General features: G+C 62.7%; 26 protein-coding genes. 11 read left to right on the top strand and 15 right to left on the bottom strand.

The features are described 5' to 3' along the window. Positions 1-84 precede the first annotated feature (84 nt). From OVA24_RS13305 to OVA24_RS13285, 5 genes are read right to left on the bottom strand one after another with little or no spacing between them, the layout of a single operon-like run. Entirely contained in the window at positions 85-957 is an 873-nt protein-coding gene (locus tag OVA24_RS13305; protein ID WP_267670333.1) for a metal ABC transporter permease, read from the bottom strand. Continuing rightward, positions 954-2,222 (bottom strand): metal ABC transporter permease, encoded by a 1,269-nt coding sequence (locus OVA24_RS13300; RefSeq protein WP_267670332.1) that lies wholly within the window; start codon positions 2,220-2,222, stop codon positions 954-956. Before OVA24_RS13300 ends, OVA24_RS13305 begins: the two co-directional genes overlap by 4 nt. Next, positions 2,219-2,995, bottom strand: coding sequence for a metal ABC transporter ATP-binding protein (locus OVA24_RS13295; protein ID WP_267670331.1), 777 nt, complete (start codon positions 2,993-2,995; stop codon positions 2,219-2,221). The genes OVA24_RS13300 and OVA24_RS13295 overlap by 4 nt, the downstream gene beginning before the upstream one ends. 1 nt (position 2,996) lies before the next feature. Further along, positions 2,997-3,743, bottom strand: a complete 747-nt coding sequence (locus OVA24_RS13290) for a transporter (protein WP_267670330.1) — start codon at positions 3,741-3,743, stop codon at positions 2,997-2,999. An 8-nt stretch (positions 3,744-3,751) separates the two neighbouring features. Then, a complete protein-coding gene (locus OVA24_RS13285; protein ID WP_267670329.1) occupies positions 3,752-4,687 on the bottom strand; it encodes a metal ABC transporter solute-binding protein, Zn/Mn family in 936 nt (311 codons plus the stop codon). Positions 4,688-4,866: 179 nt separating this feature from the next. Here OVA24_RS13285 and OVA24_RS13280 point away from each other — a divergent pair, with 179 nt between their 5' ends. Continuing rightward, a complete protein-coding gene (locus OVA24_RS13280; protein ID WP_267670328.1) occupies positions 4,867-6,129 on the top strand; it encodes a hypothetical protein in 1,263 nt (420 codons plus the stop codon). Between the two features lie 17 nt (positions 6,130-6,146). Here OVA24_RS13280 and OVA24_RS13275 read toward each other — a convergent pair whose 3' ends face one another. The 4 genes from OVA24_RS13275 to OVA24_RS13260 all read right to left on the bottom strand — a co-directional run bounded on the left by OVA24_RS13275 (position 6,147) and on the right by OVA24_RS13260 (position 11,301). Further along, the gene (locus tag OVA24_RS13275; RefSeq protein ID WP_267670327.1) at positions 6,147-6,749 is read right to left on the bottom strand and encodes a hypothetical protein; all 603 of its coding nucleotides are present in this window, start codon (positions 6,747-6,749) and stop codon (positions 6,147-6,149) included. Positions 6,750-6,837: 88 nt separating this feature from the next. Further along, entirely contained in the window at positions 6,838-8,907 is a 2,070-nt protein-coding gene (locus OVA24_RS13270; protein WP_267670325.1) for a TonB-dependent receptor, read from the bottom strand. 115 nt (positions 8,908-9,022) lie between these two features. After that, the gene (locus OVA24_RS13265; RefSeq protein ID WP_267670323.1) at positions 9,023-9,538 is read right to left on the bottom strand and encodes a DUF3592 domain-containing protein; all 516 of its coding nucleotides are present in this window, start codon (positions 9,536-9,538) and stop codon (positions 9,023-9,025) included. Positions 9,539-9,555: 17 nt separating this feature from the next. After that, complete coding sequence (locus tag OVA24_RS13260; RefSeq protein WP_267670322.1) at positions 9,556-11,301, bottom strand: SMP-30/gluconolactonase/LRE family protein; 1,746 nt, start codon at positions 11,299-11,301, stop codon at positions 9,556-9,558. A 106-nt stretch (positions 11,302-11,407) separates the two neighbouring features. Between OVA24_RS13260 and eboE the strand changes: the two genes are divergently transcribed. Continuing rightward, positions 11,408-12,574 carry a metabolite traffic protein EboE gene (gene eboE, locus OVA24_RS13255; RefSeq protein ID WP_267670321.1) on the top strand — a complete coding sequence of 389 codons (1,167 nt, stop codon included), beginning with the start codon at positions 11,408-11,410 and terminating at the stop codon, positions 12,572-12,574. 13 nt (positions 12,575-12,587) lie between these two features. On the opposite strand, the gene dprA is transcribed toward eboE, so the two are convergent. The 4 genes from dprA to OVA24_RS13235 form a co-directional block, all read right to left on the bottom strand. Beyond that, positions 12,588-13,688 (bottom strand): DNA-processing protein DprA, encoded by a 1,101-nt coding sequence (dprA, locus tag OVA24_RS13250; protein ID WP_267670320.1) that lies wholly within the window; start codon positions 13,686-13,688, stop codon positions 12,588-12,590. 114 nt (positions 13,689-13,802) lie between these two features. After that, a complete protein-coding gene (locus OVA24_RS13245; RefSeq protein WP_267670319.1) occupies positions 13,803-14,222 on the bottom strand; it encodes a hypothetical protein in 420 nt (139 codons plus the stop codon). Positions 14,223-14,273: 51 nt separating this feature from the next. After that, positions 14,274-14,657: a hypothetical protein gene (locus tag OVA24_RS13240; RefSeq protein ID WP_267670318.1), complete on the bottom strand. Its 384-nt coding sequence runs from the start codon at positions 14,655-14,657 to the stop codon at positions 14,274-14,276. 52 nt (positions 14,658-14,709) lie between these two features. Next, positions 14,710-15,759 (bottom strand): NHL repeat-containing protein, encoded by a 1,050-nt coding sequence (locus tag OVA24_RS13235; protein ID WP_267670317.1) that lies wholly within the window; start codon positions 15,757-15,759, stop codon positions 14,710-14,712. A 105-nt stretch (positions 15,760-15,864) separates the two neighbouring features. Between OVA24_RS13235 and OVA24_RS13230 the strand changes: the two genes are divergently transcribed. Together OVA24_RS13230 and OVA24_RS13225 are read left to right on the top strand one after the other, a co-directional pair. After that, positions 15,865-16,626: a CorA family divalent cation transporter gene (locus OVA24_RS13230; RefSeq protein WP_267670316.1), complete on the top strand. Its 762-nt coding sequence runs from the start codon at positions 15,865-15,867 to the stop codon at positions 16,624-16,626. 2 nt (positions 16,627-16,628) lie between these two features. Further along, a complete protein-coding gene (locus tag OVA24_RS13225) occupies positions 16,629-16,967 on the top strand; it encodes a hypothetical protein (RefSeq protein ID WP_267670315.1) in 339 nt (112 codons plus the stop codon). Between the two features lie 58 nt (positions 16,968-17,025). Here OVA24_RS13225 and fabV read toward each other — a convergent pair whose 3' ends face one another. Continuing rightward, the gene (gene fabV, locus OVA24_RS13220; protein WP_267670314.1) at positions 17,026-18,216 is read right to left on the bottom strand and encodes an enoyl-ACP reductase FabV; all 1,191 of its coding nucleotides are present in this window, start codon (positions 18,214-18,216) and stop codon (positions 17,026-17,028) included. 122 nt (positions 18,217-18,338) lie between these two features. On the opposite strand from fabV, the gene OVA24_RS13215 reads away from it, so the two are divergent. The 7 genes from OVA24_RS13215 (at position 18,339) to OVA24_RS13185 (ending at position 22,636) form a co-directional block, all read left to right on the top strand. Continuing rightward, complete coding sequence (locus OVA24_RS13215) at positions 18,339-18,830, top strand: GYF domain-containing protein (RefSeq protein ID WP_267670313.1); 492 nt, start codon at positions 18,339-18,341, stop codon at positions 18,828-18,830. 58 nt (positions 18,831-18,888) lie between these two features. Beyond that, complete coding sequence (locus tag OVA24_RS13210) at positions 18,889-19,416, top strand: GYF domain-containing protein (protein WP_267670312.1); 528 nt, start codon at positions 18,889-18,891, stop codon at positions 19,414-19,416. After that, on the top strand, positions 19,413-19,823 hold the full coding sequence (locus OVA24_RS13205) for a DUF2752 domain-containing protein (protein ID WP_267670310.1): 411 nt from the start codon (positions 19,413-19,415) through the stop codon (positions 19,821-19,823). Before OVA24_RS13210 ends, OVA24_RS13205 begins: the two co-directional genes overlap by 4 nt. A gap of 53 nt (positions 19,824-19,876) precedes the next feature. Further along, complete coding sequence (locus OVA24_RS13200; RefSeq protein WP_267670309.1) at positions 19,877-20,623, top strand: pyridoxine 5'-phosphate synthase; 747 nt, start codon at positions 19,877-19,879, stop codon at positions 20,621-20,623. Positions 20,624-20,626: 3 nt separating this feature from the next. Further along, the gene (gene acpS / locus OVA24_RS13195) at positions 20,627-21,010 is read left to right on the top strand and encodes a holo-ACP synthase (protein ID WP_267670308.1); all 384 of its coding nucleotides are present in this window, start codon (positions 20,627-20,629) and stop codon (positions 21,008-21,010) included. 20 nt (positions 21,011-21,030) lie between these two features. After that, positions 21,031-22,023 (top strand): porphobilinogen synthase, encoded by a 993-nt coding sequence (hemB, locus tag OVA24_RS13190; protein ID WP_267670307.1) that lies wholly within the window; start codon positions 21,031-21,033, stop codon positions 22,021-22,023. Positions 22,024-22,099: 76 nt separating this feature from the next. After that, positions 22,100-22,636 (top strand): DUF2059 domain-containing protein, encoded by a 537-nt coding sequence (locus OVA24_RS13185; RefSeq protein ID WP_267670306.1) that lies wholly within the window; start codon positions 22,100-22,102, stop codon positions 22,634-22,636. Here OVA24_RS13185 and OVA24_RS13180 read toward each other — a convergent pair whose 3' ends face one another. Continuing rightward, positions 22,637-23,347, bottom strand: a complete 711-nt coding sequence (locus OVA24_RS13180) for an outer membrane lipoprotein-sorting protein (protein WP_267670305.1) — start codon at positions 23,345-23,347, stop codon at positions 22,637-22,639. Positions 23,348-23,350: the final 3 nt, after the last annotated feature.

Genomic DNA, 23,350 nt, shown 5'->3' with positions numbered 1-23,350 from the left:
GCCTTCCCGGTACAAGCGGTGGGGGCGCAGCATACCGCACGGTCTTTCATTCAATCAACAAAAACTTGAATGATCGCGAAATGCTCAGAACTTCAGCTTGAAACGGAAAAATGAGCCAATGAAGAGCAATCCCCCTGTTAGGATGATCGCCGCGCCGAGGTTGCAGTTGGCCCAGGTGGCCAGATAAATGCCGCCGATGGAGGAGAGAATGGCATGGAGGACCACCCCGGCTAGGACGCCCGGCAGACGCTTGGACACCAGCAGGGCGGAAGCGGCGGGCAGCACCAGCAGGGCCACCGACATGACGGCTCCGACCGTCTGGAAAGCGGCGACCACCACGGCAGCGGTGGCTCCGAGTAGCATCGACTGCGAGCGGGTGGGGGCTTGGCCGGTCAGCTTCGACAGCACTGGATCGAACGAAGTCGCCAGCAGGCGGTGGTAGAGCAGGGTGATGAAAACGATGGCCCCTGCGGCGGCGGCCCCCGATGTCAGCGTGATATTGGGGACGTCCAGATTCAGGAAGCGTGTGGTCGCCCCGTGGATGGCGGTTTCCAGGTTTCCGAAAAGCACACAGTCCGGATCCAGGTCCACCTTCCCGGCAAACTGACGCAGCAGCAGCACACCGATGGAGAACATGGCGGTGAAAACCACTCCGGTGGCGGCGTCCTCCCGGACCCCCGCCTTGCGGTGGAAAAACTCGATCACCATCACCGTGAGCCAGCCGGAGAACGCTGCGCCCAGGATGATCCATGGCGAATCCAGCGAGCCGGAAACCAGGAAGCCAATGACGATGCCCGGCAGCACGCTGTGGCTGATGGCGTCCCCGGTCAGGGACATCCTCCGCAGGACCAGAAAGGCACCGGGCAGGCCGCAGGCGATGGCGGTGAAGGCGGCGGTGGCGGCCAGCCAGAGGATGGTCGGGGACTGCCACGGGTCGGTCCAGAAAGACAGGTTCATGGCCGTGCCTCCTTTCCGTCATCTTCCGCCGGGATGCGGCTGCCATGGGGATCCAGTTCCTGCCTGCCCAGCCGTTCCTCCAGCCGGCGGCGGCCTTCCTCATCCAGCCAGTGTTCCGCGCGCTCCGCGGATTCATGGACGTGGTCGGGCTTGTAGGACGCCCGCTCTGTCAGATAGCGCTCCCACAGGCGATGGGCGCGCACCAGACTGGCTGCGAACTTCCGGCCGGATCGGGTGAGGGACACCTTGTATTCGCTGACTTCCACCCACCCGGAGGAAGTGAGCTTGCGGAGGGCTGCCGCGACATTTCCCGGGATCGCCTGACGGAACTCCGCCGTGGGGAGGGCCACGTTCCTGCCGACCGTTTCCTCACGCTGCCACAGCCGCTTCAGCATGTCCTCACCCACGATGCGGATCCGCTCCCGGCGCCTGCGCAGCAGGGTGGGGATCCAGCCGGAGCGTTTGCCTAGCAGGGTGGCACCGAGAAAGATGCCTGTCACCGACAGTGCCATCAGCGGGCCGGTCGGCAGCCCTCCTCCTTGCGCGGAGATCGTCACGCCGACCACGCCTCCTGCCGCACCGAAGACGCAGGCGAGCAGCGCCGTCCGTGGCAGAGAGGCGGTGCAGAACCGCGCCGCCGCGGCAGGGGTGACCAGCATGGCCGTCACCAGCACCACCCCCACCGCCTGCATGGCGATGACGATGACGATGGTCAGCACCAGGAAAAATCCGAGCTCGATCCATTTCACCGGCAGTCCCATCAGCCGGGAGAAGGCCGGATCGAACGAAACGATGCCCAGCACCCTGAACAGGAGGGGCAGCAGGACCGCCGTGAACAGCGTCACCACCGTCAGCAGAATCAGGTCGTTGCGGTCGATCGCCGCCACCTGGCCGTATAGGAACGCCTGCACCCCGGCGGGCTGCAGCTTGGAGATCATCGCGATGCCGAAGGCGAAGAACACGGACAGCACCAGCGCCAGCGCGGCATCCGCTTTCAGCTTCGTGTGGCGGAGGATGGCGGTCAGCGTCAGCGTGCCGATGACACCGGCCGCGACAGCACAGCTCAGGACGACCAGCGGATTCCGCGTGGTGCTCCATGCCAGACCGGCGACGATGCCGGGCAGCACCGCGTGGGAGATCATGTCTCCCGTCAGCGCCATCCGCCGCACGACCACGAAGGTTCCCAGCAGCCCGGAGACGACGCCCAGCAGCAGGGCGGCGATCACCGCCGAGGAGACCGCCGCGACCGTGAACGCCAGCGTCATGGAGCCTTGCCTCCTTCTCCGCGGGCGGCGCGGTTGGAAATCTCACTGAGCATCGTCAGCTTCCCACCGTAGGTCTGGTTGAGGATCTCCGGCACGAACACCTCCGCCGTCGGACCGTGGGCGACCACGTGGCCGTTGAGCAACAGCAGCCGGTCGAAATAACGCTCCGCCGTCTGGAGGTCGTGATGGACGACAATGACCGTCTTGCCCTCATCCCTCAGGCCGTGGAGCAGCGAGACGATGGTGCGCTCCGTGGCGATGTCCACCCCGGCGAACGGCTCGTCCATCAGATAGATCTCCGCCTGCTGGGCGAGCGCCCGCGCAAGGAAGGTCCGTTGCTGCTGGCCGCCGCTGAGTTCACCGATCTGGCGTCCCGCGAGATCCGCGATTCCGGTCTGCTCCAGTGCCTCCCGCGCCCGCGCCTTCTCCGCCTTTCCAGGCCGACCGAACCAACCGAGTTTCGCATAGGTCCCCATCAGAGCCACATCCGCCACGGTCACCGGGAAATCCCAATCGACCGATTCGCGCTGCGGCACGTAGCCGATGCGACCCAGCACCTGGTCCAGCGGCTTCCCCAGCAGTTTCACCCACCCGGTGTCCGGCTTCACCACATCCATGATGGCCTTCAGCAGGGTGGATTTTCCGGCCCCGTTGGGCCCCATGATGCCTGTCAGGGAACCATAGGGGATCTCCACGTCCACGCCATGCAGCACGGGCTTCCCCCGGTAGGAGACGGACAGGTCGTGGGTTTCCAGGGCCGGATTGCTTTTCATGTCAGAAACGGAAGGTGACGCCTTGGGCGACGGAGAAGTCCTCCGCAGCATCGTTCAGGCCGACTCCGACGGCAATATCCCATTGGAGGTTTTCCGTGGATGCCCACGTGAGTCCCACGTTGCCGCTGGCTTCGTAGTCACCGTCACCGGCGACCCCCACATACTCGATGAACAAGCCCAGCTTTTCCGTCAGGGAGACGCCCAGCACGGCGGAGTGGAGGAAGTCCCATTCGTATTCGCCGCTGTCGCCTTCCCATACCCGTGCCGCCTCCACCTGGAAGCCGAAGCCGAGGCGCTCCGTCAGCTCGATGGAGACGGGGAAGATCACGCCGCCCTCCCACTCGCCCGTGCTGACGGCGGTCTGGGAGGGGATGGAAACGTAAGGCATCAGCGCACCGGCGGTTTTGCCTCCGTCATTTCCCCACAGATTGTGCTTCAGGCGGAGTTCGATGTCACCGAAGCCTTCGCTCGTTTCACCATCGGACTGCTCATGAATCCACGGACGGAGGACCAGTTGCAGGTCGCTCGCGGCGGTCAGACCCGCCTTGAGGTTCATTTCACCGAGCGTCCACGTTTCATCGGAGCCATCCTTGCCGAAAGCCCACATGCTGGACTCCACCTGGAATCTTCCGGCCTCCACGGTGATGGGGCTTTCGGTGGTGTCAGGCCGGTCGGCGGAGAGTTCGCGCTGGAACTCCGCGGCGTGGAGGGCGGGTAGGAGGAGAGGGAAAAGAAAGAGTGGTTTCATGGTTGGGATCATTTCAGGCCTTTCACGACGGAGTTGACGTTGTGCTTCACCATGCCGGTGTAGGTGCCCTTGTCATAGGTCTCACCGTCCACGGTTGCCGTGTCACCCGGTGCGCCCAGCGCGTCGGAGAAAAGAGGTTGGTCGGACACTGCCACACCGGCTTCCGCGGCGACGGCGGAGATGCCCTTTTCATTGATGGAGGTTTCCGCGAACACGGTCTTCACTCCCTGGCTGCGCAGGTATTCCACCAGCTTGCTGCGGTCCTTCAGGCCCGCTTCCGCGGCGGTGGAAACGCCCTGGAGTCCCCGCACCTCGAAGCCGAACGCGCGGCCGAAATAGAAGAACGCGTCATGGCTAGTCACCAGGATCCGTTTTTCCTGGGGGATGGTGGAGATCTTGTCCTTCGCCCAGGCGGACAGTTCGTCGAGCTGCTTCTTGTAAGCCTCGCCGTTCGTCTGATAGACCGCCGCGCCGTCAGGGTCGGCCTTGGTGATCGCAGCGACAGCGGTATCCACCGTCTGCTTCCACAGCAGGGGATCGCCCCATACGTGGGGGTCCTTCGTTCCCTCGAAGTCTTCCTGAGGGGAGAGCAAATCCGCCTGGGCGATCCCGTCGGTCACCGCGACCACGTTGCGGCCCCGCTTCGCCATCGCCTCCAGCGTGCTCTGGAAGCGGCCTTCCAGATGTAGTCCGCCGTAGAGGACGACATCCGCTTTTTCCAGCAGGTTCGTGTCCGCCAGCTTCGGCACATAGTTGTGGGGATCCACCCCCGGTCCCATCAGCCCGCGCACCTCGACCCGGTCACCTCCGATGACCTTCGCGAGATCCGCCACCATGGTGGTGGTCGCCGCGACCACCGGCTTTCCGCCACCGGCGGATTCCGACTTCGTGCAGGAGACGGCCAGCAATGCACCGGCCATCAGCATCATTGATTTCATGAACATGGGCGGACCCTAGCAAAGTTCGGATCACTCGCAACTTAAAAACTTAGCTGAAGCTAAAAATAATTGTGATGGATAATCAGGCGTCTGGTTCCGGGAAGGCCTTGGATTGACAAATTCACCTATATTGATATTCGGATTACCCTATGGACTACCGGCCTTCCCGCAGTTTCCTGATCCTGATGTCCGCGTTCACCGCCTGCGGGGTCGCCGGAGCATGGGGATGGCACCGGATCAACTCGGTTCCCGGCCACATCAGGTCGGGAGGGGATCTATGGGAGATCCTGACCTACGAACCAAAGCCGATTTTCGAAGCACCCAGCGCGGCGGAGATCGCCCGCACCAGAGCCAGGGCGGAGCTCATGAAAGCGGAGCTGATTCATACCCATCCGCTTCTGGCCATTGATCACCGTATGATTCCTGCGGAACAGAATGCCTTTCTGCGGCTGCATCGTTTGACCGGCGACGGACAGGCACCCCACAAGAATGTCAGCCGTGAGCTGTCAACCGCCATGGAGGAAAAGAATGGATCCGGGTGGGATGCGGCGGAAATGCGTTCGATGCTAGACGGCCACCGTCCCTTGATCCGCGAACTCCGTGAGATCGGTGAGCTGAGGGAGCGATCCGTCAACGGAATGCCTGGCGACTACACTGGCTTTGTCAGCGCGCGTGAGATCAGGAATCTGGCAATGGTGATGCTCCACTCCGCCAAGCTCGCCGCGGTGGAAGGAAATGCCGGACAGGCACTGCGGGATGTTCAGTGCGTGAGGGCGATCGCCACCCATTATCAGGAAGTCGAATCGCCCACCCTTCTGATGACGACGGTCACCATATTGCTGGATGGAATGGTCCGCGGCTGGGTCATGGATGAAATGGTGACTGTCCTCGGCCCGGAGGCGGATCTGCGGCCGTGGAGAGAACTTCTGGCGGTGCGTTCCTATGACCCCAAGCTTCTCTCACACACCTTGCGGGGGGAATGGCACTACCTCACGGGATCGTTCCTGCTTCCCGTGCTCCTGCGCGATGGCCCGAACACCCCTCCGGATGTGGATGATCTGATGATATTTCTGGCTGACCGGTTTTCGGAAAGCGTTGAACGCGTAGCCAAAGCATCCCTTGCGGATCTGATTGATCTGCCGGGGATGGACGCATCGGAATATTCCCATCTTTCCACGGAAAGCCGGGAGCTTGCACGCCTTCTCACCGTCGGCTGGTCGAAGTGGGGGAATGGATTCGTGCGGGAGGCTGTCAGACAGCGGATGGCACTCGCCGCGATGGAAATCCTCATCCTCGAACGGTCAGGTTCAGGAGAAGTCGGTCCGGACGTCATGGCACGTCTTCCCAGGAACCCGCTCGACGGAACGCCTTTCCTCTATGATCCCGAGACCCGCACTGTGTCGCGGTTCGCCGGGGATGGGGACAGGCCGTTGATTCTGCCGGAATGACCCGGGGCATGCGGAGCCTATTTCACCGGCTGCGGTTCCAAGTGGATGACGATCTCTCCCTGGAGACGGATAGGGCCAGGGCCGTGGGTGACTTGAAATGCATGCCAGTTGACATCCTTGATCCGGTAGCCGGAGTTGGATGCAGCTTGTTCGATCAGCTTGAAATCGGGCGAATTCTTCAGGATGCCGAGAGCGATGGGAGCCAGTGATGGCGCGGTTTCAGCTCCCCGGACAGGCATCGAGTTCGGGCGCGGCAGTGCGTTCATCAGGCTCAAGGGATGCCGTGCTTCCAACTCACGGAGGAGATGGATTTGCAATGACTCGCAGCGGACGAGATAATCACCGAGAGCGATTCTTTCCAGAGGTAGAGGGGACTTGGCCCGCGCAGTCAATATCGCGGCGACAAGGTCGGCGGTGTGCGTCTCGAAACCGATCGCGGTCCCTTTCGCCGGGTGACAGCGAAGGACGGTGGCGTTGCCGATGGTTTCCAGCGTCCATTTGATGGATGAATCCACGCGGAGGGGAGAGTCCGCCGCGAGGTCGTCCACCGGTGGTTCGACGGCCAATGAAAGTGCTGACATCAACAGGGATTGGGCGGTGACCCTCAGGATGGATTTCATGGCATTGTCCCGGGATGGGTACCGGTATAGCGAAAGACAAGCGGAGAATTGTCTGGAAATTCCCACGCCTGTCACCCCGGCGGCCAGCTCACCATTTCACCTCGCAGCCGATACCCAGCACACGAGGAGCGCCGATGTCCGCATTCATGGACGGTACGGCCAGTCCGACCATCCGTGCCGTGGCGTAGCGGTCGTCCAGCAGATTGTTGCCGAAGACATGGACGCTGACGTTCTCCCACGCATAGCCGACGCGGGCGGAGAGGAGCTTGCGCGTTTCCAGATTCGTCACCGCGGCGTCCTGCACCGTGGTGAAGCTGGTGTCCGCCCAGGTGAAGCGGGAGGAGGCGAACCATCCGGTGGGATGGTGGAAGGCCAGCCCCACGCTCGCGGTCAGCTCCGGGGCGTTGGAGAACTTGCTTCCGGAGAAGTCGGTTCCCTGGAGCTGGAGGTCGCGGTATTCCGTGTGCAGCCAGCCCAATCCGGCGTGGCCGGTGAAGCATTCGGAGATCTTCCAGCGGGACTCGACCTCCGCCCCGTAGCGCCGGGAGCTGGATGAGTTGGCGATGAGCTGGTCCAGCACCGCCGTTCCTCCGGCGGGTGTGAATGGCACCTGCTGATCCTCGATCGACGAAGCGAAAATATTGAGCGATACGGCCAGATCCGTCCGTGGCTTGTAGTCCACGTAAAGCTCCGCGTCCCAGCTAGTCTCCTCGCCGTAGGGACGGGCGACTGCGAGGGTCTGCGCGTAGGCGACGCCACCCGCACGGTGACCGCGGCTCACCCGGAGTCCAGCCTCCACCTTGTCGTGTCCGGTCCAATGGACGCCGAGTTCCGGAAGGATGGCGTCATCGCTCGTCCGGCCATCGGCGAAGCGGTTGGGCAGAAGGAATTGGGTGGAGGCGTCCACCTCCCTCCGCTCTTGGAGGGCCCGCAGGCCACCGCTGATGCGCCAGGCCGGGGACAGCTTCCAGTTGAGATTTCCGAACACGGCGAATTTCGTGACGACCTCGTCCAGCGTGGTGGAGAACGGACTGCCGCCGGGGATGGGGAAGATGCCCACTCCTGCATTGCCGGTCTCATAGCGGCCCGACTCGAAGTAGGCGCCCAGCGTCCAGTCCAGTGTCTCGCCCTGCTGCTCCAGCAGGAGGTCCTGCGTGAAGCGGAACTCATCGTTGTAGCCCTTTGCGAACCAGTTGAGGAAAGGGGAGGAGTCCAGGTCCAGCAGCCTGCCGAGATCGAACCGCTGGAGGTTGCTCTGGGAGGTCAGTGTCAGATCACTCCCCAGCGAAAAGCTGCCCTTGAGGGAGCCGAACCAATGGTCCGCCGGAAAGGATGGCTCCGTGTTCCGTGCGGTCTTGCCGTCCAGTTCATCGCCGATCAGGCCGGCCACACGGAGGGTGTTTCCCAAGGGGTTCCCCCTCGTACCGTCATACCCGGCGTTCATTACAACGGAGTCCCCGCCGCCAAATCTCGGTTTCCACAGCAGGGTGGCGGTATGGCGCTGCCGTTCGGTGGAGGCGAACTGGTGGTCCCCGTAGGTGATGTTTTCCAGATAGCCGTCGGACTCCTCCCAGTGGGAGGCGAACCGAAGCGTCAGCTCATCCGGGAGGATGACCAAGTTCTGGGAAAGATAGGCGCGGCGGAAGCCATAGTCACCGACACTGAGGGCTGCCTGTCCGGTGAAGGAGAACTCCGGAAGCGGGGAGGTGAAACGGAGCGCTCCGCCCAGCGACGATGCACCGGGTCTGACGATCTGTGGACCGTTCGCTATTTCCACTCCATCCAGATCCGTCGCCAGCGGCGGGAGATAGGTGAGGACACTGTAGGACAGCGGAATGCCGTCGCGGGTAGCTGTGATCAGCGGGTTCGAGCTGGTACCCACCGTGGAGAACATGCTTTCCTGGCCGAGTCCCCGCAGCGTGAAGCCCAGCGAGAAATCCCCCGACACGTAGGCATTCGGAACTGCGGGCAGAAGGTCGAGGAAGTTGGGGCTGGCCGTGGCCGCCGCATCGAGATCCTCCTCCTGGATGGAGTGGGTGTAAGAGGTGTCCGAAGGCTTTGCCCGCTGCGCGGTGACCTCGATCTCAGGCAGGGCATTGACATGCAGGCTCTGGGCGAGTGACGCGCAGAGGATGAAAGGGGTGTTGCGACGGCTCATCCGCATCGGGTTTTTTCCACGCGGAAACTGTCAGCCGCTCTCCTTGAGGCAATCATATTCAGACGCGAAAATTTCGGTCTTTTCACATAAGTTGCTTCCTTGCAACAAGCTGGGTTCAACCGGCTGACGGTGATTTTCGGCCTGCGGTGAATGCCCGCACGGTGATTCCCAATCCGCCGACGACAAAGAGGGCGGGAAACCAGATGGAGTAACCGGGTGCCTTCGTGTCCGGCTTCAGGACTGAAAAATCCGGGTTGTTCGGATCGACCCGGCAGGTGGTGCTGGTTCCTTCCTTGAAGGCGTCCAGTCGCTCCTGGACCACGTCGGGTTTGGAGGTCCATGGATTGCCGCGCCAGGTCATGTGGTCTCCCGTCCGTGCCTTGCCGGCGAAATCGTAGCCGTAGGTCACGCTGACGCGGTACTCCGCCGGGGAGTTCGGATCGACTCGTCGTTCTTCGGTCGTGGATTCGATGATCACGCACCTCACCTCCGGCCATGACTGCATGTGGCGGGCACGGTCGAAACTGCGCCACATGAGCCAGAAAAAGACGCCTCCCATGAGAGCTAGGCTCAGGCCGATGGCGGCGAGATAGAGGCGGGCGGCGGTGGATGGTTTCGCTGGAGCTGACATCGATGTCGGTAAGGGGATCAGAGGCCGGGCTTCGGTGCGGCGGCGGGGGCGTCCCAGGCGTTGATGCCGGTGAGCTTCGTCTCACGCTTGAACACCTTGTCCCCGGCGGTGGCAAAGAGGGTCTTCCGCTCCGGACCCGCGAAGCAGAGGTTGGAGGGGAAACGCGCGCCGACCGGCATCGGGATGATGAGATTCACCCGGCCCGGTTGGTCGCAGACCTGGACCCCCATGGAGGTGGCGACGAGTAGCCAGCCGTCCTTTGTCATGGCGGTGCCGTCCGCTCGGCTGCGGTTGTCCAGGTCCCCGGGAGGCAGATGGAGATGGTGGTAGGGCTGCGCATCGGACAGGGAACCATCCGGTTGGCGCATGATGGACCAGACGAAGCGGTTGCCGGGATCCGTCACGTCGAAGCGGCCCTGGTCCGGCACGGCCTCGATGCCGTTCACGCCGCCGAACTTGTCGCTGCCCAGCACTTTTTCCTGGCCCGGACGGATGATCCACACGGACTTCGTCGTTGGCTCGGTGGCGTAGATCACGCCGTCATGGGTGACCACCAGGTCATTCGCTTTGATGTCCTTCGCGTGGATCTTCTCTTCCTTCGTCTTCACATCCCAGGAGACGATCTCACCGGCACCGGCGCGGCATCCGTAGAGCCGTCCGTCCGGTCCGAAGGCGAGGCCGTTGGTCTTGTTCGTGTTCTCAAGGAACAGGGAAACCTTCCCGTCCGGAGCGACGGTGTGGATCTTGCTGTTGGGGATGTCGGAAAAATACACCGTGCCGTCCGCAGAGGCGACGGGGCCTTCCGTGAAGCCGTGGCCCTCGCTCACCAGCTCCCAGCCTTTTCCGTCCACCAGCATGTCCTTCGTCTTGCCCTTGCACTCATCGTAGTGGGTGGTGACGGGCTTCGGATGGTCCTTCCACAGCCAGCGCATGGCCTCCGGGAGGATGGCACCGCCGTGCTGGCCGGAGTGTTTCCCTTCGCCCCACACGTGGTTCACCTCGTAGCCGGAAAAGGTCAGCGCGCGCTCCATCGCCTGGTTCGCCATCCACCAGTCGCCGCAGTAGATGTTGTTGTCGTTGGAACCATCCTGGAGGAAGATCCGCAGCGGCTTCGACTCCGTCTTGCGCAGCAGGGTCACGATCTCATCGCCCCCGCGCAAGCCGACGTAGGTGCCGATGGTGGAATACACGCGGCGGAACGAATCCGGCCGGAACCACGCGACATTGAAAGCGGCGATGGCACCGGAGGACGAGCCGCAGATCCCGCGGTCGCTGGGGTCCGTGCTCACCTTCAGGTCCTTCAGCGCGACCGGCAGGATCTCATTGATGAGGAAAGAGGAGTAGTCGGCGGTGAAGGCGTCATATTCGTAGCTGCGGTTGAAACGGGGCTGCCCGTCCGGCTTCGTCGCTGGAACCACGCCGGGGTTGATGAACACGGCGATGGTCACCGGCATCTCCCCGGAGGCGATGAGGTTGTCGAAAACGATCGGCACCTTGAACGATCCCTTTTCGCCGATGTAGCCGCCGCCATCCTGGAAGACCATCAGGCAGGCGGGTTTCGAGCCGTCATACTGGGAGGGGACATAGACCCAGTAGTCCCGCTCCGTGCCGGGAAAGACCTTGCTGCCGGAGAACTTCGCCTGTGTCACCTTGCCTGCGGGCACGCCTTCTTTCCGTACCGAGGCGGGGTCCACGGGGTAGGGGCCTTCCGCGAACAGCGGGGAAAATGGCAGCAGCAGGAGCAGGGCGATGGATTTTTTCATGGGCGGCGCGGATAGTAAGCGGAGAATACGGCGGATCTTACCAGCAGTTTCCGGAAGTGATTGGGGGGTGGACGCCCGGCGTTTGATGTTCCAGATTCGCGGCGTCGTGAAACTTGATTCATCCCACCTCTCCTACTGCACCAACATCCATCCCGCCGAAACTTGGGAAGCCACTGCGGAAGTCCTGCGCAGCCATGTGCTGGCCGTGCGCGAGCGCCTGCTGGCCGGCGGTGAGCTGGAGGACGGTGCGCCGTTCGCCATCGGCCTGCGGTTGTCCGCCGTGGCGGCGGAGGAACTGCTGGCAGGGGAGCGTCTGGAGCGCTTCCGCGACTGGCTGGCGGAGACGAACACCTACGTTTTCACGATCAACGGATTCCCCTACGGCAGCTTCCACGGCACGCGGGTGAAGGAGCAGGTCTTCCTCCCGGACTGGAGCGACCGCGCGCGGCTGGAATACACGAAAAACCTTTTCCGTATCCTGTCCGTCATCTCCCAGCCCGGCACCGGAGCGTCCGTCTCCACACTGCCCGGCTCTCACAAGACCTTCCATCCCCAAGAGGGGCCGATCCTGGCGCACCTGGTGGAGCTGGCGTTGTTCCTCGATGAACTGGCGCGGGAGCACGGCCGGGACTTCCATCTCGGACTGGAGCCGGAGCCGCTGGGCCACTTCGAGAACACGGAGGAGACGCTGGCCTTTTTCCAACGGCTGCACGCCTCCGCGCCGGAGCATTCGGAGATCATCCGCCGCCGCATCGGCCTGAACTACGACGCCTGCCACCTCGCGCTGGAGTATGACGAGGCGCGGGATTCTCTCGATGCGCTGGTGGCCGCCGGCATCCGCATCTCCAAGATCCACCTTTCCAGCGCCCTTGCGCTCGATCCCCGCGACACCGCCGCCCTCGAGGCCATCCGGGAGTTCGACGAACCGATCTATTTCCATCAGGCGCTGCTGCGTGATCCGGAGGGCCGCATCAAACGTTACCCGGACCTGCCGGACTTTTTCCAGGCTCTCGATTGCGGCGAGGCGGCTCCTGCTGATTTCCGGGAAATGCGCGTCCATTTCCACATCCCGTTAGACACCGCGCCGGAGGCACCGCTGCGCTCCACGCAGGACCAGATCCAGCAGGTGCTGGCATGGCGGCGGGACAACCCGGACGCCTGCAACCACTACGAGATCGAGACCTACACCTGGGGCGTGCTGCCATCGTCCATGCACCGTCCGGTGGACGAACAGCTCGCCGCGGAATACCGCTGGGTGCTGGCCAACGCGTGAGCCCGCGGCCGTGTCACCTGCGCGCGTAGCGGAACCCGGGGAAGGCCCGCACCAGTTGGCGGATCTCCAGCTTCATCAGCGTGGCGGAGACCACATGGGCGGGCAGGCCGGACCGCTCGATGATGCGGTCCACCGGCTGGTCGTCCGCAGTCACGGCGGACAGCACCTTCGCTTCCTCCTCGGGGAGCTGGGGCTGGTCGGATGATTCCTCCGCCGCGGAGGTGGATTCCTGCTGGAAAGGCAGTTCGCCCAGATCGTCCAGCAGGTGGGAACCATCTGCCACCAGGGTGGCTCCTTCCCGGATGAGCTGGTTGCAGCCCATGGAGGTGGGCTTGTCGATGGGGCCGGGCACGGCGAAGACCGGCTTGCCATACTCCGCCGCCAGGTTCGCCGTGATGAGCGAACCGGAGCGCAACGGGCACTCCGTGACCAGCAGCGCGCGTGACCATGCCGCGACGATGCGGTTGCGCATGGGGAAGGTCTGTTGGTCCGGTGGGGTGTGGAGGGAAAACTCGGAGACCACCGCGCCGTGACCGTCCGCGATCATCTGGGCGAGGCCCAGGTTCTCCGGCGGATAGAGTTTTCCCAACCCGGAGCCGAGCACCGCGATGGTCCGTCCCTTCGCGGCGATGGCGGCCTCATGGGCGGTGGTGTCGATGCCCCGTGCGAGCCCGGAAACGATGGTGAAACCGGCGTGGGCGAGCTGGAATGCCAGCTTCTTCGTCACGTTCGTACCATAATGGGTGGAGCGCCGCGAGCCGACGATGCCGATGGCGTGGCGGTCCCGTGCCTCCAGCTTTCCCCATACGTAGAGCAGTAACGGCGGATCATACGTATTCCGCAACGGGGCGGGATAGTCCTCATCCGCCTGCGTGACGATGGAAATGCCGCGCTCCTCCGCTTCCCGCAGTTCGCTTCCGGGATCCGCATGATCACGCCATCCGGTCAGGATCTTCGCGGTCTCCTCGCCGATCCCATCCACCCGCATCAGGCGGTCCTTCGGCGCGCGCAGGATCGCGTCCGGGGTGTCGAATGCCTCCAGCAACCGCTTCACCCGCACGGGCCCGATCCGGGGCAGCAGGTTCAGGGTGACGATGGCTTCGCGCGGACTCATGGACGGACCCGCAGGATGCCGGGATGAACGGGCGAGTCAAAGGGGAAACGGTATGCACTCTGGCGGACTCCTTTAGACAAAGCCCGTGTTTCCGATGGATGATAGATTCACCTCCTATTGGAAATCGGTGATCAATTTGGTCAGATACTGGTAAAGCAACCGAAACGCATGGATCGTCACCGATATGTGGAGGCCCGCCAAGATCGTGGTCGAAACCAATGAAATGATCTGTGTTCTCTTTGATCTGAAGGTGGCGGAAAAGAGCGAGACGAAGCCCAGCAGAACCAATACGCCGCCGTAAAGACGGCTCTCCACCGGGCGGAAAAGCCGCATCACTCCCCCCGGCGGAGTGTTCATATCCTGGAGCTCCTCAGTGTAGAGGCTGATCAAACGATGGGATATCGCGGCAAGAACCAGGATGGCCAAGCCATGGACGATGGGAATGATCAGCATTCTCCTGCTTCCGGACTGGCTGGTGCAGCCGACAGGTGTTTGGTAAGGGTTGCTGTCTCCCGCCTTGATGGAATCGCTCATCTGCTGGGGCTGCGGCGTTCGGTCCGAGGAAAATGCAGCCTGTAGTCCGGTTCAGTTGATGCCAACCACCACTTCGTCGTTGATGATCTTCCCCGAGGGCAGGCGCAGTTCGATGGGGATCACGGAAAGCGTGTTCCTGGTTTCGGTCTTGATGGATTTCGGTGCATCCCACTGCACCCACTTCGTCTCCCCGTGGCCGATGATGTTGATCCGTTGCGTCTGGAGCCAGATTCCCTCGGGATTGATCACGGAGAACCAGATTTCAGTGGCACCGATGCCGACGATGTTGCCTATGGATCGCGATTGAACGATCTGACACCGCAGGTTGGTTCCTTCGATGTCGGCTGATCCCAAGGTTCTTTGGGAGTTGATCCGCAGAATGATCACCGTAGCCAGTGCGAACGCCAGGCCGATAGGGACGGATTTGTTTTTCATGGCTTCTGAAGGGCAGCCGAAATCACGGCGTCCGTGTTGCTGTGCGGAGGGCCTATGCCTTCACCCGTTCCAGCTTGATCGGGTAGGTGTTCCCGGAGTTCCACTGGGCGATGTAGACGCTATCCTCGTCATCGATCAGGATTCCGTGGGGATTGGTGAAAAGCTTCGTGTCACTGCCCATCGGCTGCAGCTTGCTGTCCACGTATTCCGCGGCGGGGGCGCCGAGGTTGGAGAGGACTTTCAGGTCGGGGCCGAGGATGCTGATGAAGCCGCTCTGGATCTTCTTTTTGTCGCCTTGGTTGCCATTGAGGTAGGGGACCATGGTGAACTCGCCGAAGGGGACGATGAAGTTCGGCTTGGTGCCTGGGAGGTCGATCACATCGACCAGTTCACCCTCCATGGTGAAGCGCTTCAGCTTGCCCTCCGTGCGGGAGGTCACCCACAGGAGGTTCTTCGCATCCCGCGTGTCCACCCAGGCACCGTGGGCGCAGGCGAGGGAGCGGCCGTCAGGCTCGTTGCCGCCGAAGGAGGCGACGTATTCGCCCTTCGCGTCATAGCGGTGCACCCAGCTCTTGCCGTAGCCGTCCACGACGAAGAATCCGCCATCCGGGGCGAGGGCGACGTGGGTGGGCTTGAACTCCTCCGGCTTGGTGTATTTCCCGCTCGCCTGCGGATGGTCCCAGGTGCGGAGGACCTGGCCGTCCAGCGCCAGCTTGTAGAACTGGTGGCGGCTGTGGTCGGTCATGTAGAAGACTTCCTCTCCGTCCTCGACTGCCAGGGTGAGGCCGTGCGCGCCGGGATACTCCGTTCCCCATTTCCCAAGAAGCTTGCCCGCCTTGTCATAGATGATGACGTTGTTCTTCGTGTGGTTCGTCAGCAGGAAGATCCGCCCGTCCTTCACCTGCACCATCGCATGGCAGTCCTTCACCGGAGTCTCCGCATCCAGCACGCCCCAACCGGGAACCACCTTCCACTGGTATTTGCCCTGTCCCAGCACGGCGGCTCCTGTGGTGGGATCCTGTGACTGGGCGGATGCGACGGCGAGACCCGCCACGGCGGCGGAAAGGGATGCGATGAATTCGCGGCGATCGGTGTTTTTCATGGGTTGGCTGCCATTCAATGCATCCGGCGGAGGCTGGCAAGAAATCCCGCAGGGAACCTGTTCGTGACCATGGACGGCGGGCGGATTTCCGCTAGGATGGGGGCCATGATGATTATCGAGGAGTCGGTGAAGCTGCCCGCCCAGTTCCGCGTGGAGGAGGAACTGAGGGAGCAACTGAGCGGCAGGCCCGGACACCAACGCTGTCTGGAGGGCCGTGGCGAGCTGCTGCTGATCGTCCATGAAGTGCCGAAACCGCGCGTCCCGGAACGCACCGGCCTCTATTTCTGGAAGAACCGTGAAGGCCGCTGGCAACAGGCAGCAGGTCCGGGCCTCAGCGGTCTGGGCGAGTTGCTGGACCGCTATTCGAAGGCCATCGACGGACACGGCGAGGTGGTCGATGAAGCGGACACGGCGGCTGAAATTTTCACGATCCTGCGGCATTCCGGACCGCTGGCCCGCTCCACCCGGAACCTGGTCCAGGCGCTGGAGCAGACGCTGGCGATGGATCCGGATGACCGCGAAATCCGCGCCTTCCGTGATCGGGCGCGCGAGATCGAGCGTGCGGCGGATCTTCTCAATAATGATGCCCGGGTGACCCTCCAGTTCTGGCAGGCGGAACGCTCGGAGCAACAGGCCCGCTCCGCCGCCCGCCTTGGCCGGATCGCCTACCGGCTCAACCTGTTGGCGGGGTTCTTCCTGCCGCTGGTGGCGCTGGGCGGCCTGTTCGGCATGAACATGGACCGCTGGGGCGGCATGTTCTGGATGGTGGTGTTCCTCGGCCTGACGATCGGCGGCCTGCTGCTGTGGGCCGTCGGCCGGAATACCGGAAAGGACGCGGATTTCGAGGATGAGGAGGGATCTCCCTGATCATGAGCTTCGACTATGAGGATCTGGCGAATCCGCCTTCCACCGGCGGGAAAAGGAAGATGATCCTGCTCGGCATCGTCCTTCCCGTGCTGATCTCCCTGTTCGCGGCAAAGACCTGGATCTCAATGGAAGCCTACTGGCCGGGCAGGCGTGGGGGCATGACGATCTACGATGATGCGGCCCGCGCGATGGCGGTCCTCCACCTGTCCATCGCCTGCTTCTGCCACTCCCGCTGGTTCTGGGGACTGCGCGGGGAGGAAAAGATATTCAAGGTGGGCATCGTCCTCTCGATGCTCACCGGCCTCTGCGCGGGCTATACTGCGTTCATCCTGGCCATGTAAAAAAAGCGGCGCCCGGAGCCGGGAGGCTCCGTACGCCGCTTGTGAAAGCATTTCCTGATCAGGAAAGCGAAGGCACGCCCACCGAGGTGTCCGTGTCCGCGGAGTAGTCCACACCTGCCAGGCCGAAGCCGAAGAGGCGGAGGAAGCTGGACTGGTAGCCCTCGAAGTCGCCCAGCTCGCCGAGGTTCTCCGTGTTCACTTCCTTCCAGCGTTGGTCCACGATGCCCTGGATCTCCGGGGTCATTTCCCAGTCATCCACGCGGATACGGCCCGCTTCGTCCGGCTGTGCGTCGCCGCTGTAGAGGTGGTCGCGGAACAGGCGGTCCATCTGCTCGATGGTGTCCTCGTGGTTGCCTGCGGCTTTCATCGCCTTGTAGAGCAGGGAAATGTAGAGTGGGACGACCGGAATGGCGGAGCTGGCCTGGGTGACGAGCGCCTTGTTGACGGAAACCCATGCCTTGCCGTGGAGCGGAGCCAGCTTGGCGTCCAGTTCGCGTTGCACGCGCTCGAGATCTTCCTTCGCCTTGCCGATGGTGCCGTTCTTGTAGATCGGCCAGGTGACTTCCGGCCCGATGTAGGAGTAGGATACGGTCTGCACTCCATCTGCCAGCACACCGGCGTCCAGCAGTGCATCGATCCACATTTGCCAGTCCTCTCCGCCCATGACCGCCACGGTTTGCGCGATGTCATCGCCTTCGGCGGGTTCGATGGTCACCTCGTTCACCACCCCGTTGCCGGTGTTGAGGTTCTTGTTGGTGTAGCTGGTGCCGACGGGCTTGAGGACGGACTTGTAGACCTCACCGGACTTCGGATCCGTGCGGCGCGGGGAGGCGAGGCTGTAGATCACGCAGTCCACCTGGCCGAGGTCGGCCTTGATCGCGGCGATGACCTGGGTCTTCACATCATCGGAAAAAGCGTCACCATTGAAGGAGCGGGCATAGAGGCCGGCTGCGGCCGCTTCCTTTTCGAAGGCGGCGGAGTTGTACCAGCCGGCGGTGCCGCACTTCTCCGCTTCACCGGGTTTTTCGAAGAACACGCCGATGGTGGCGGCATTCGAGCCGAAGGCGGCGGCGATGCGGGAGGAAAGTCCGTAGCCGGTGGAGGATCCTATCACGAGCACCTTCTTCGGGCCGTTGGCGATGAGTCCGCGGCTTTTCACCACGGAGATCTGTTCGGCGACGTGTTTCGCGCATCCATCAGGATGGGCGGTGGTGCAGATGAATCCGCGGATCTTTGGTGCGACGATCATAGGTTGGGGCAGGGTAGCGGGGGAGTGGAACCCGGCAACTGTTTTCATGGGGGGAGTCCGGTGATTTGGAGATTGCCTCCGGAGCGGGAGGCTGGATGATGGACGCGAACACTTTCCAGCAAATGGGGCATTGGTATTTCGGAGAAAATGGCCAGCAGGTCGGACCGGTGGATGAGGGATCCATCCGGGGGGCGATCCAACAGGGCAGGGTGAACCTCCAGACGCTGGTCTGGCGGGAGGGTATGCCGGACTGGCTGCCGCTCGCCCAGGTGCCGGAGTTGTCCGGGCAGCAAGTGGTTCCGGCCGGGTATCCGGCATCGCCATACGCTGCTCCCAACGCCCCCTATCAGGCCTATGCCCAGAATTTCGCCCCTACTTCCGGCAATGCCATCGCCAGCATGGTCTGCGGCATCCTGGGGCTGGTCACCTGCCTCATCATCCTCGGTATCCCCGCGGTCATTTGCGGGCACCTGGCGCTGAAGCAGATCAATGACAGCGCCCTCCCCATGGGAGGCCGGGGAATGGCTATTTCCGGGCTGATCATGGGCTACATCCAGATCATTTCCTGCGTTGTCGGCATCGTGCTGGTCATCTTCGCCGCCGTATCACAATAGATTGCCACAGGAGCTTGTCCGTGCTTGGGTGTGGCTGGTTCAGCAACTCCGACAAATCATGCAGTGGTACTACTCGAAGAACGGCACCCAGCTCGGCCCTGTGGCCCAGGGTGAACTCATTTCAAAGCTCGCCTCCGGTGAGGTCTCTCCGGCGGATCTGGTGTGGAAAGATGGGATGGGCGACTGGATCCCGGCATCCCAGGTGGCGGAGCTGCGGCCAACTTCTGCCGCGGCTCCGGTTTCCACCATTTCTCCGGAAACTCCGGCCGCCACACCTTACAGCGCCCCGGTCTCTCCCTATTCTCCGCCTGCTGCGGGTGGGGAAGTGATCTCCAACTGGCTCTGGCAGTCGATCGTGGTGGCGGTTCTGTGCTGCCCCATCTGCGGCATCCCGGGCATCGTTTTCGCCGCGAAGGTCGATGGGCTGAAAGTCGCCGGTGACATCGAGGGCGCCAAGGCCGCGGCGTCCAAGGCCAAGATGTGGACGCTCATCGGATTCGGGGTTTCGGCGGCATTCTGGCTCCTCTACATCATCTTCGCGATTGTCGTGGGTGTGGGAGCGGCTGCTTCCAGTCCGACCCCATGAGGAAAGACCGGGCACTGGTGGTGGCGCTCGCGGTGCTCGTGATGGCCATCGGCGCGGCTACGCTTTACCACCGCGCACCGGGAGGTACGTCCTGGTATCCCGGTTGCCTCATGCACCGCGTGACCGGGCTCCATTGCCCTGGGTGCGGCATGACGCGGGCTGCCTATGCCACTCTGCACGGGGATCTTCCACGGGCGTTCCGGATGAATCCCGTGGGGATGGTTCTACTCCCCGTCGGGATGATGGCGCTGGCCCTGGAGGGGGTGGGTTGGGTCCGGAACCGGCCACCTCCTTTCCGGATCAATCCGGGGGTGAAAGGAGCGTGGGCACTCGCCTGGTTGATGATCGCGTTCTGGATCCTGCGGAACATCCCTATCTGGCCGTTCACCCTGCTGGCACCGTATTAGACCCGCTGAGAACCGCCCTTGCGGGATCAGCGGTGAGGGGGTAGAACCCTCGCATGTCTTTGCTCCTAGGGGTCAACATCGATCATATCGCCACCTTGCGGCAGGCGCGGTACGCGCACATGCCCACCTCTCCGAATGCAGAGCCGTCGCCCTATCAGGCCGGCCTGGACGCGCTCGAAGGAGGGGCGGATTCCCTGACCATCCACGTACGCATGGACCGCCGCCACATGCAGGATGCGGATGCGTATGAGATCCGGGAAAAGATCAAGGCCCCCCTGAATCTGGAGATGGGCATCACGGAGGAAATGCTCGGCCTGGCCCTGAAACTGAAACCGGAATACGTCTGCCTGGTCCCTGAAACCCGCGAGGAAATCACCACGGAAGGTGGCCTGGATGTCCTTGGCAGGTTCGACACGACGCGGATGGTGGTCGCGCGGCTGCAGAGCGCTGGCATGAAGGTCAGCCTTTTCATCAACCCGGACCTCAAGCAGGTGGAAGCGGCGGGCGAGGCTTGCGCGGACATGGTGGAGCTCCACACGGGTTGCTTCTCCAACGCCCAAGGGGACTTGGTGAAAGGCCAGGTGGAGCGGCTCGTCGCCGCCGCCGAGGAAGCCCACCTTTCCGGGATGCAGGTCAACGCCGGCCACGGCATCAACTATGCGAACGTGACCCGCCTTTTCGAAGTGCCCCACCTCGCGGAGTTGAACATCGGCCACAGCATCATCGCCCGCTCCACCCGGGTGGGCCTCACCGCCGCAGTGAGGGAGATGAAGGAGCTGATGGCCGGATATCCACTCTGAAACATGCGCATCCACGGCATAGGCATCGACGTGGTGGAGGTGGACCGGATCGAGTCCGCCATCGCCCGCCACGGTGAGCCGTTCCTTTCCCGCCTCTTCACGGATGCGGAGCGTGCCTACTGCGCCGCGCAGAAGCGTGCCGCGCTCCACTATGCCGCGCGTTTCGCGGCCAAGGAGGCGGTGTCCAAGGCACTCGGGACTGGTATCGGAGGGGAGGCAGGATGGCTCGATCTGGAGATCATCCGTGATCCATCCGGCGCGCCGAAACTGGCGCTCCATGGCTCCGCCGCCGCATTTGCCAATGACCGGGGCATTTCTGAAATTCAGATCAGCCTCACCCACGCGAAGGACTACGCGGCTGCCAATGCCGTGGCCGTGGGCGAATGAAACTTCACGACGACCATTTCATGAACCTTCCCATCCGTCCCCGCCGCAACCGCCGCACACCCGCCATCCGCTCACTGGTCCGCGAGACGGTCCTGTCACCGTCGGACTTCATCCTGCCGGTATTCTTCCACGAGGATGCGGACGATACGCCCATCGCATCCATGCCTGGCTGCACCCGCTGGTCGCTTGATGGTCTGGTCCGGGAAGCCGGGGAGTCCTTGGCCGCAGGGGTGCCTGCGGTGGTGCTTTTTCCGAAGATCGGGGAGGACCTGAAGTCTTCCACGGCGGACGAATGCCACAACGACGATGGTCTCGTCCCCCGGGCGATCCGTGCGCTGAAGGCCGCCCATCCATCGCTGTGCGTCATCACCGACGTGGCTCTGGATCCCTACAACAGCGACGGCCACGATGGCATCGTGCGCAGGAATGAAAGGGGAGAGCTGGAGATCCTCAATGATGAGACCGTGGAGGTGCTCTGCCAACAGGCTCTCTGCCACGCACGGGCCGGAGCGGACATCGTCTCGCCATCCGACATGATGGATGGCCGGGTCGCCGCGATCCGCGCCGCGCTCGATGCGGAGGGCTTCGCCGATGTCGCGATCATGAGCTACACGGCGAAATATGCTTCCGCCTTCTACGGACCGTTCCGTGGCGCGCTCGATTCCGCGCCGAAGGAAGGGGACAAGAAAACCTACCAGATGGATCCCGCCAATGCCCGGGAGGCGATCCGTGAGGCGGGGATGGATGAGATGGAAGGGGCTGACATCCTGATGGTGAAGCCAGCCGGACCCTACCTCGACATCATTTCCCGGGTCCGGGACGCCTCCACCCTGCCGGTGGCGGCCTACCAGGTCAGCGGGGAATACCTGATGCTCAAGAGCGCCTGCGCCGCCGGTTGGCTGGACGAGCGGAACGTCGTCCTGGAATCCCTTACCGGCATCAAACGGGCGGGGGCGGACATGATCCTCACCTATTTCGCCAAACAAGCGGCGCTCTGGCTCGGGGAAAAGTGACCCATCCTGCGGGGAAAGTTATCCCCCAGAACGATTCCTTGACCGCTTCAGGATTTGCGCGAGTGTCAGCGTCATCATGAAACGCCCGCTTCTGCTGCTGTTGCTTTCCGTCTCCGCTGTTTTCGCCCAGGCGGAACCCTCCGCGGAAGCCCTCAATGCCGCCAAGGAACTCACCAAGGCACTCGGTCTGGAAAAGCAGCACGAAGCCGGTCTGGCCACCATGACGCCCATGATCGAGAACCTGGCGAAGCGGCTCCAGCTCGATGAAAAGGATGCCAACGCCCTCCGGGAAGCCTACAAGGAGTGGTTCACCAAGGATCTGGACCAGACAAAGCTGCGCGAAGAGGTGACGAAGCTCTACGCCCAGACATTTACGGTCGGGGAGCTGAAGGAACTCAATGCCTTCTACGTTTCTCCGATTGGCCAGAAGACGGTCAAGGCCATGCCGGAGATCATGCAGAAGTCCGCCATGCTGGGCATGCAGGAAGCCCAGAGCAAGCAGGCGCTCCTTCAGGCCCGTCTCCAGCCGTTCATCGAGAAAGCCAGCGCCAAACAGCAGCCGGCTCCCGGACAAGGGCCGGCTCCGTTCCCGGCACCGGCCCCCGGCCAATGATCACTTCCTGAGGCCTTTCGGACCGGCATTTTTTGGCTTGTCGAACGTCACCGTGGTGACGGACGTGCGCCGTTCCTTGCCGGCGTCCCCGTCATAGCTGGAGACCTGCATCTTCCTCAGCGTCCATACGCCTCCGCCGATCTCCATCACGTCCTCCACTTTGAACTCCTTCAGGAGCTTGCTGTTGCTGAAGCCGCGGATCTGCATGAACGCGCCGAATTTGGCGTCCACCCAGATGTAGACCGTGTCATAGCGGCCCGTGGTGCCCTTCGGCTTGTTCACGCGCAGCTTGTAGGCGGGGCGCCCGCCGATCTCTTCCTGGCCCTCCAGCGTCGGGTTCGGCCAGTAGAAGAATCTCAGCGCCAGGTCCTCATAGGTCAGATCCGTGCCAGCGATGGGCTGGGTGATCTTCTCGTCAGGGAATTTGAAGGTTTTTTCATCCTTCAGTTCGAACAAGTCATAAGACTTGTCAGCGAGACGCATGTGGAACTTCTGCCAATCATTGCCCTCATTGAATTGGAACTGGATGTTCTCTCCGCGGAGGAAGAGGACAATGGGGGTTTTCCCATTGAGCTTTCCCGTCAATCCTTCCTCCACCTGGGTCAGTGTGGCGGAAACACGCGCTCCCTCCAGGATCTGCTGGGCATTCTGGGCGAACGCCGCGGGAGCGACAAGGGCGACGGTTGATGCGAAGGCGATTTTGAAATTCATACG

The sequence above is a fragment of the Luteolibacter sp. SL250 genome (assembly GCF_026625605.1).
Classification (GTDB): domain Bacteria; phylum Verrucomicrobiota; class Verrucomicrobiia; order Verrucomicrobiales; family Akkermansiaceae; genus Luteolibacter.
The sequence above is the reverse complement of the archived record's forward strand: the minus strand, read 5'-3'. Positions and strand labels throughout refer to the sequence as shown.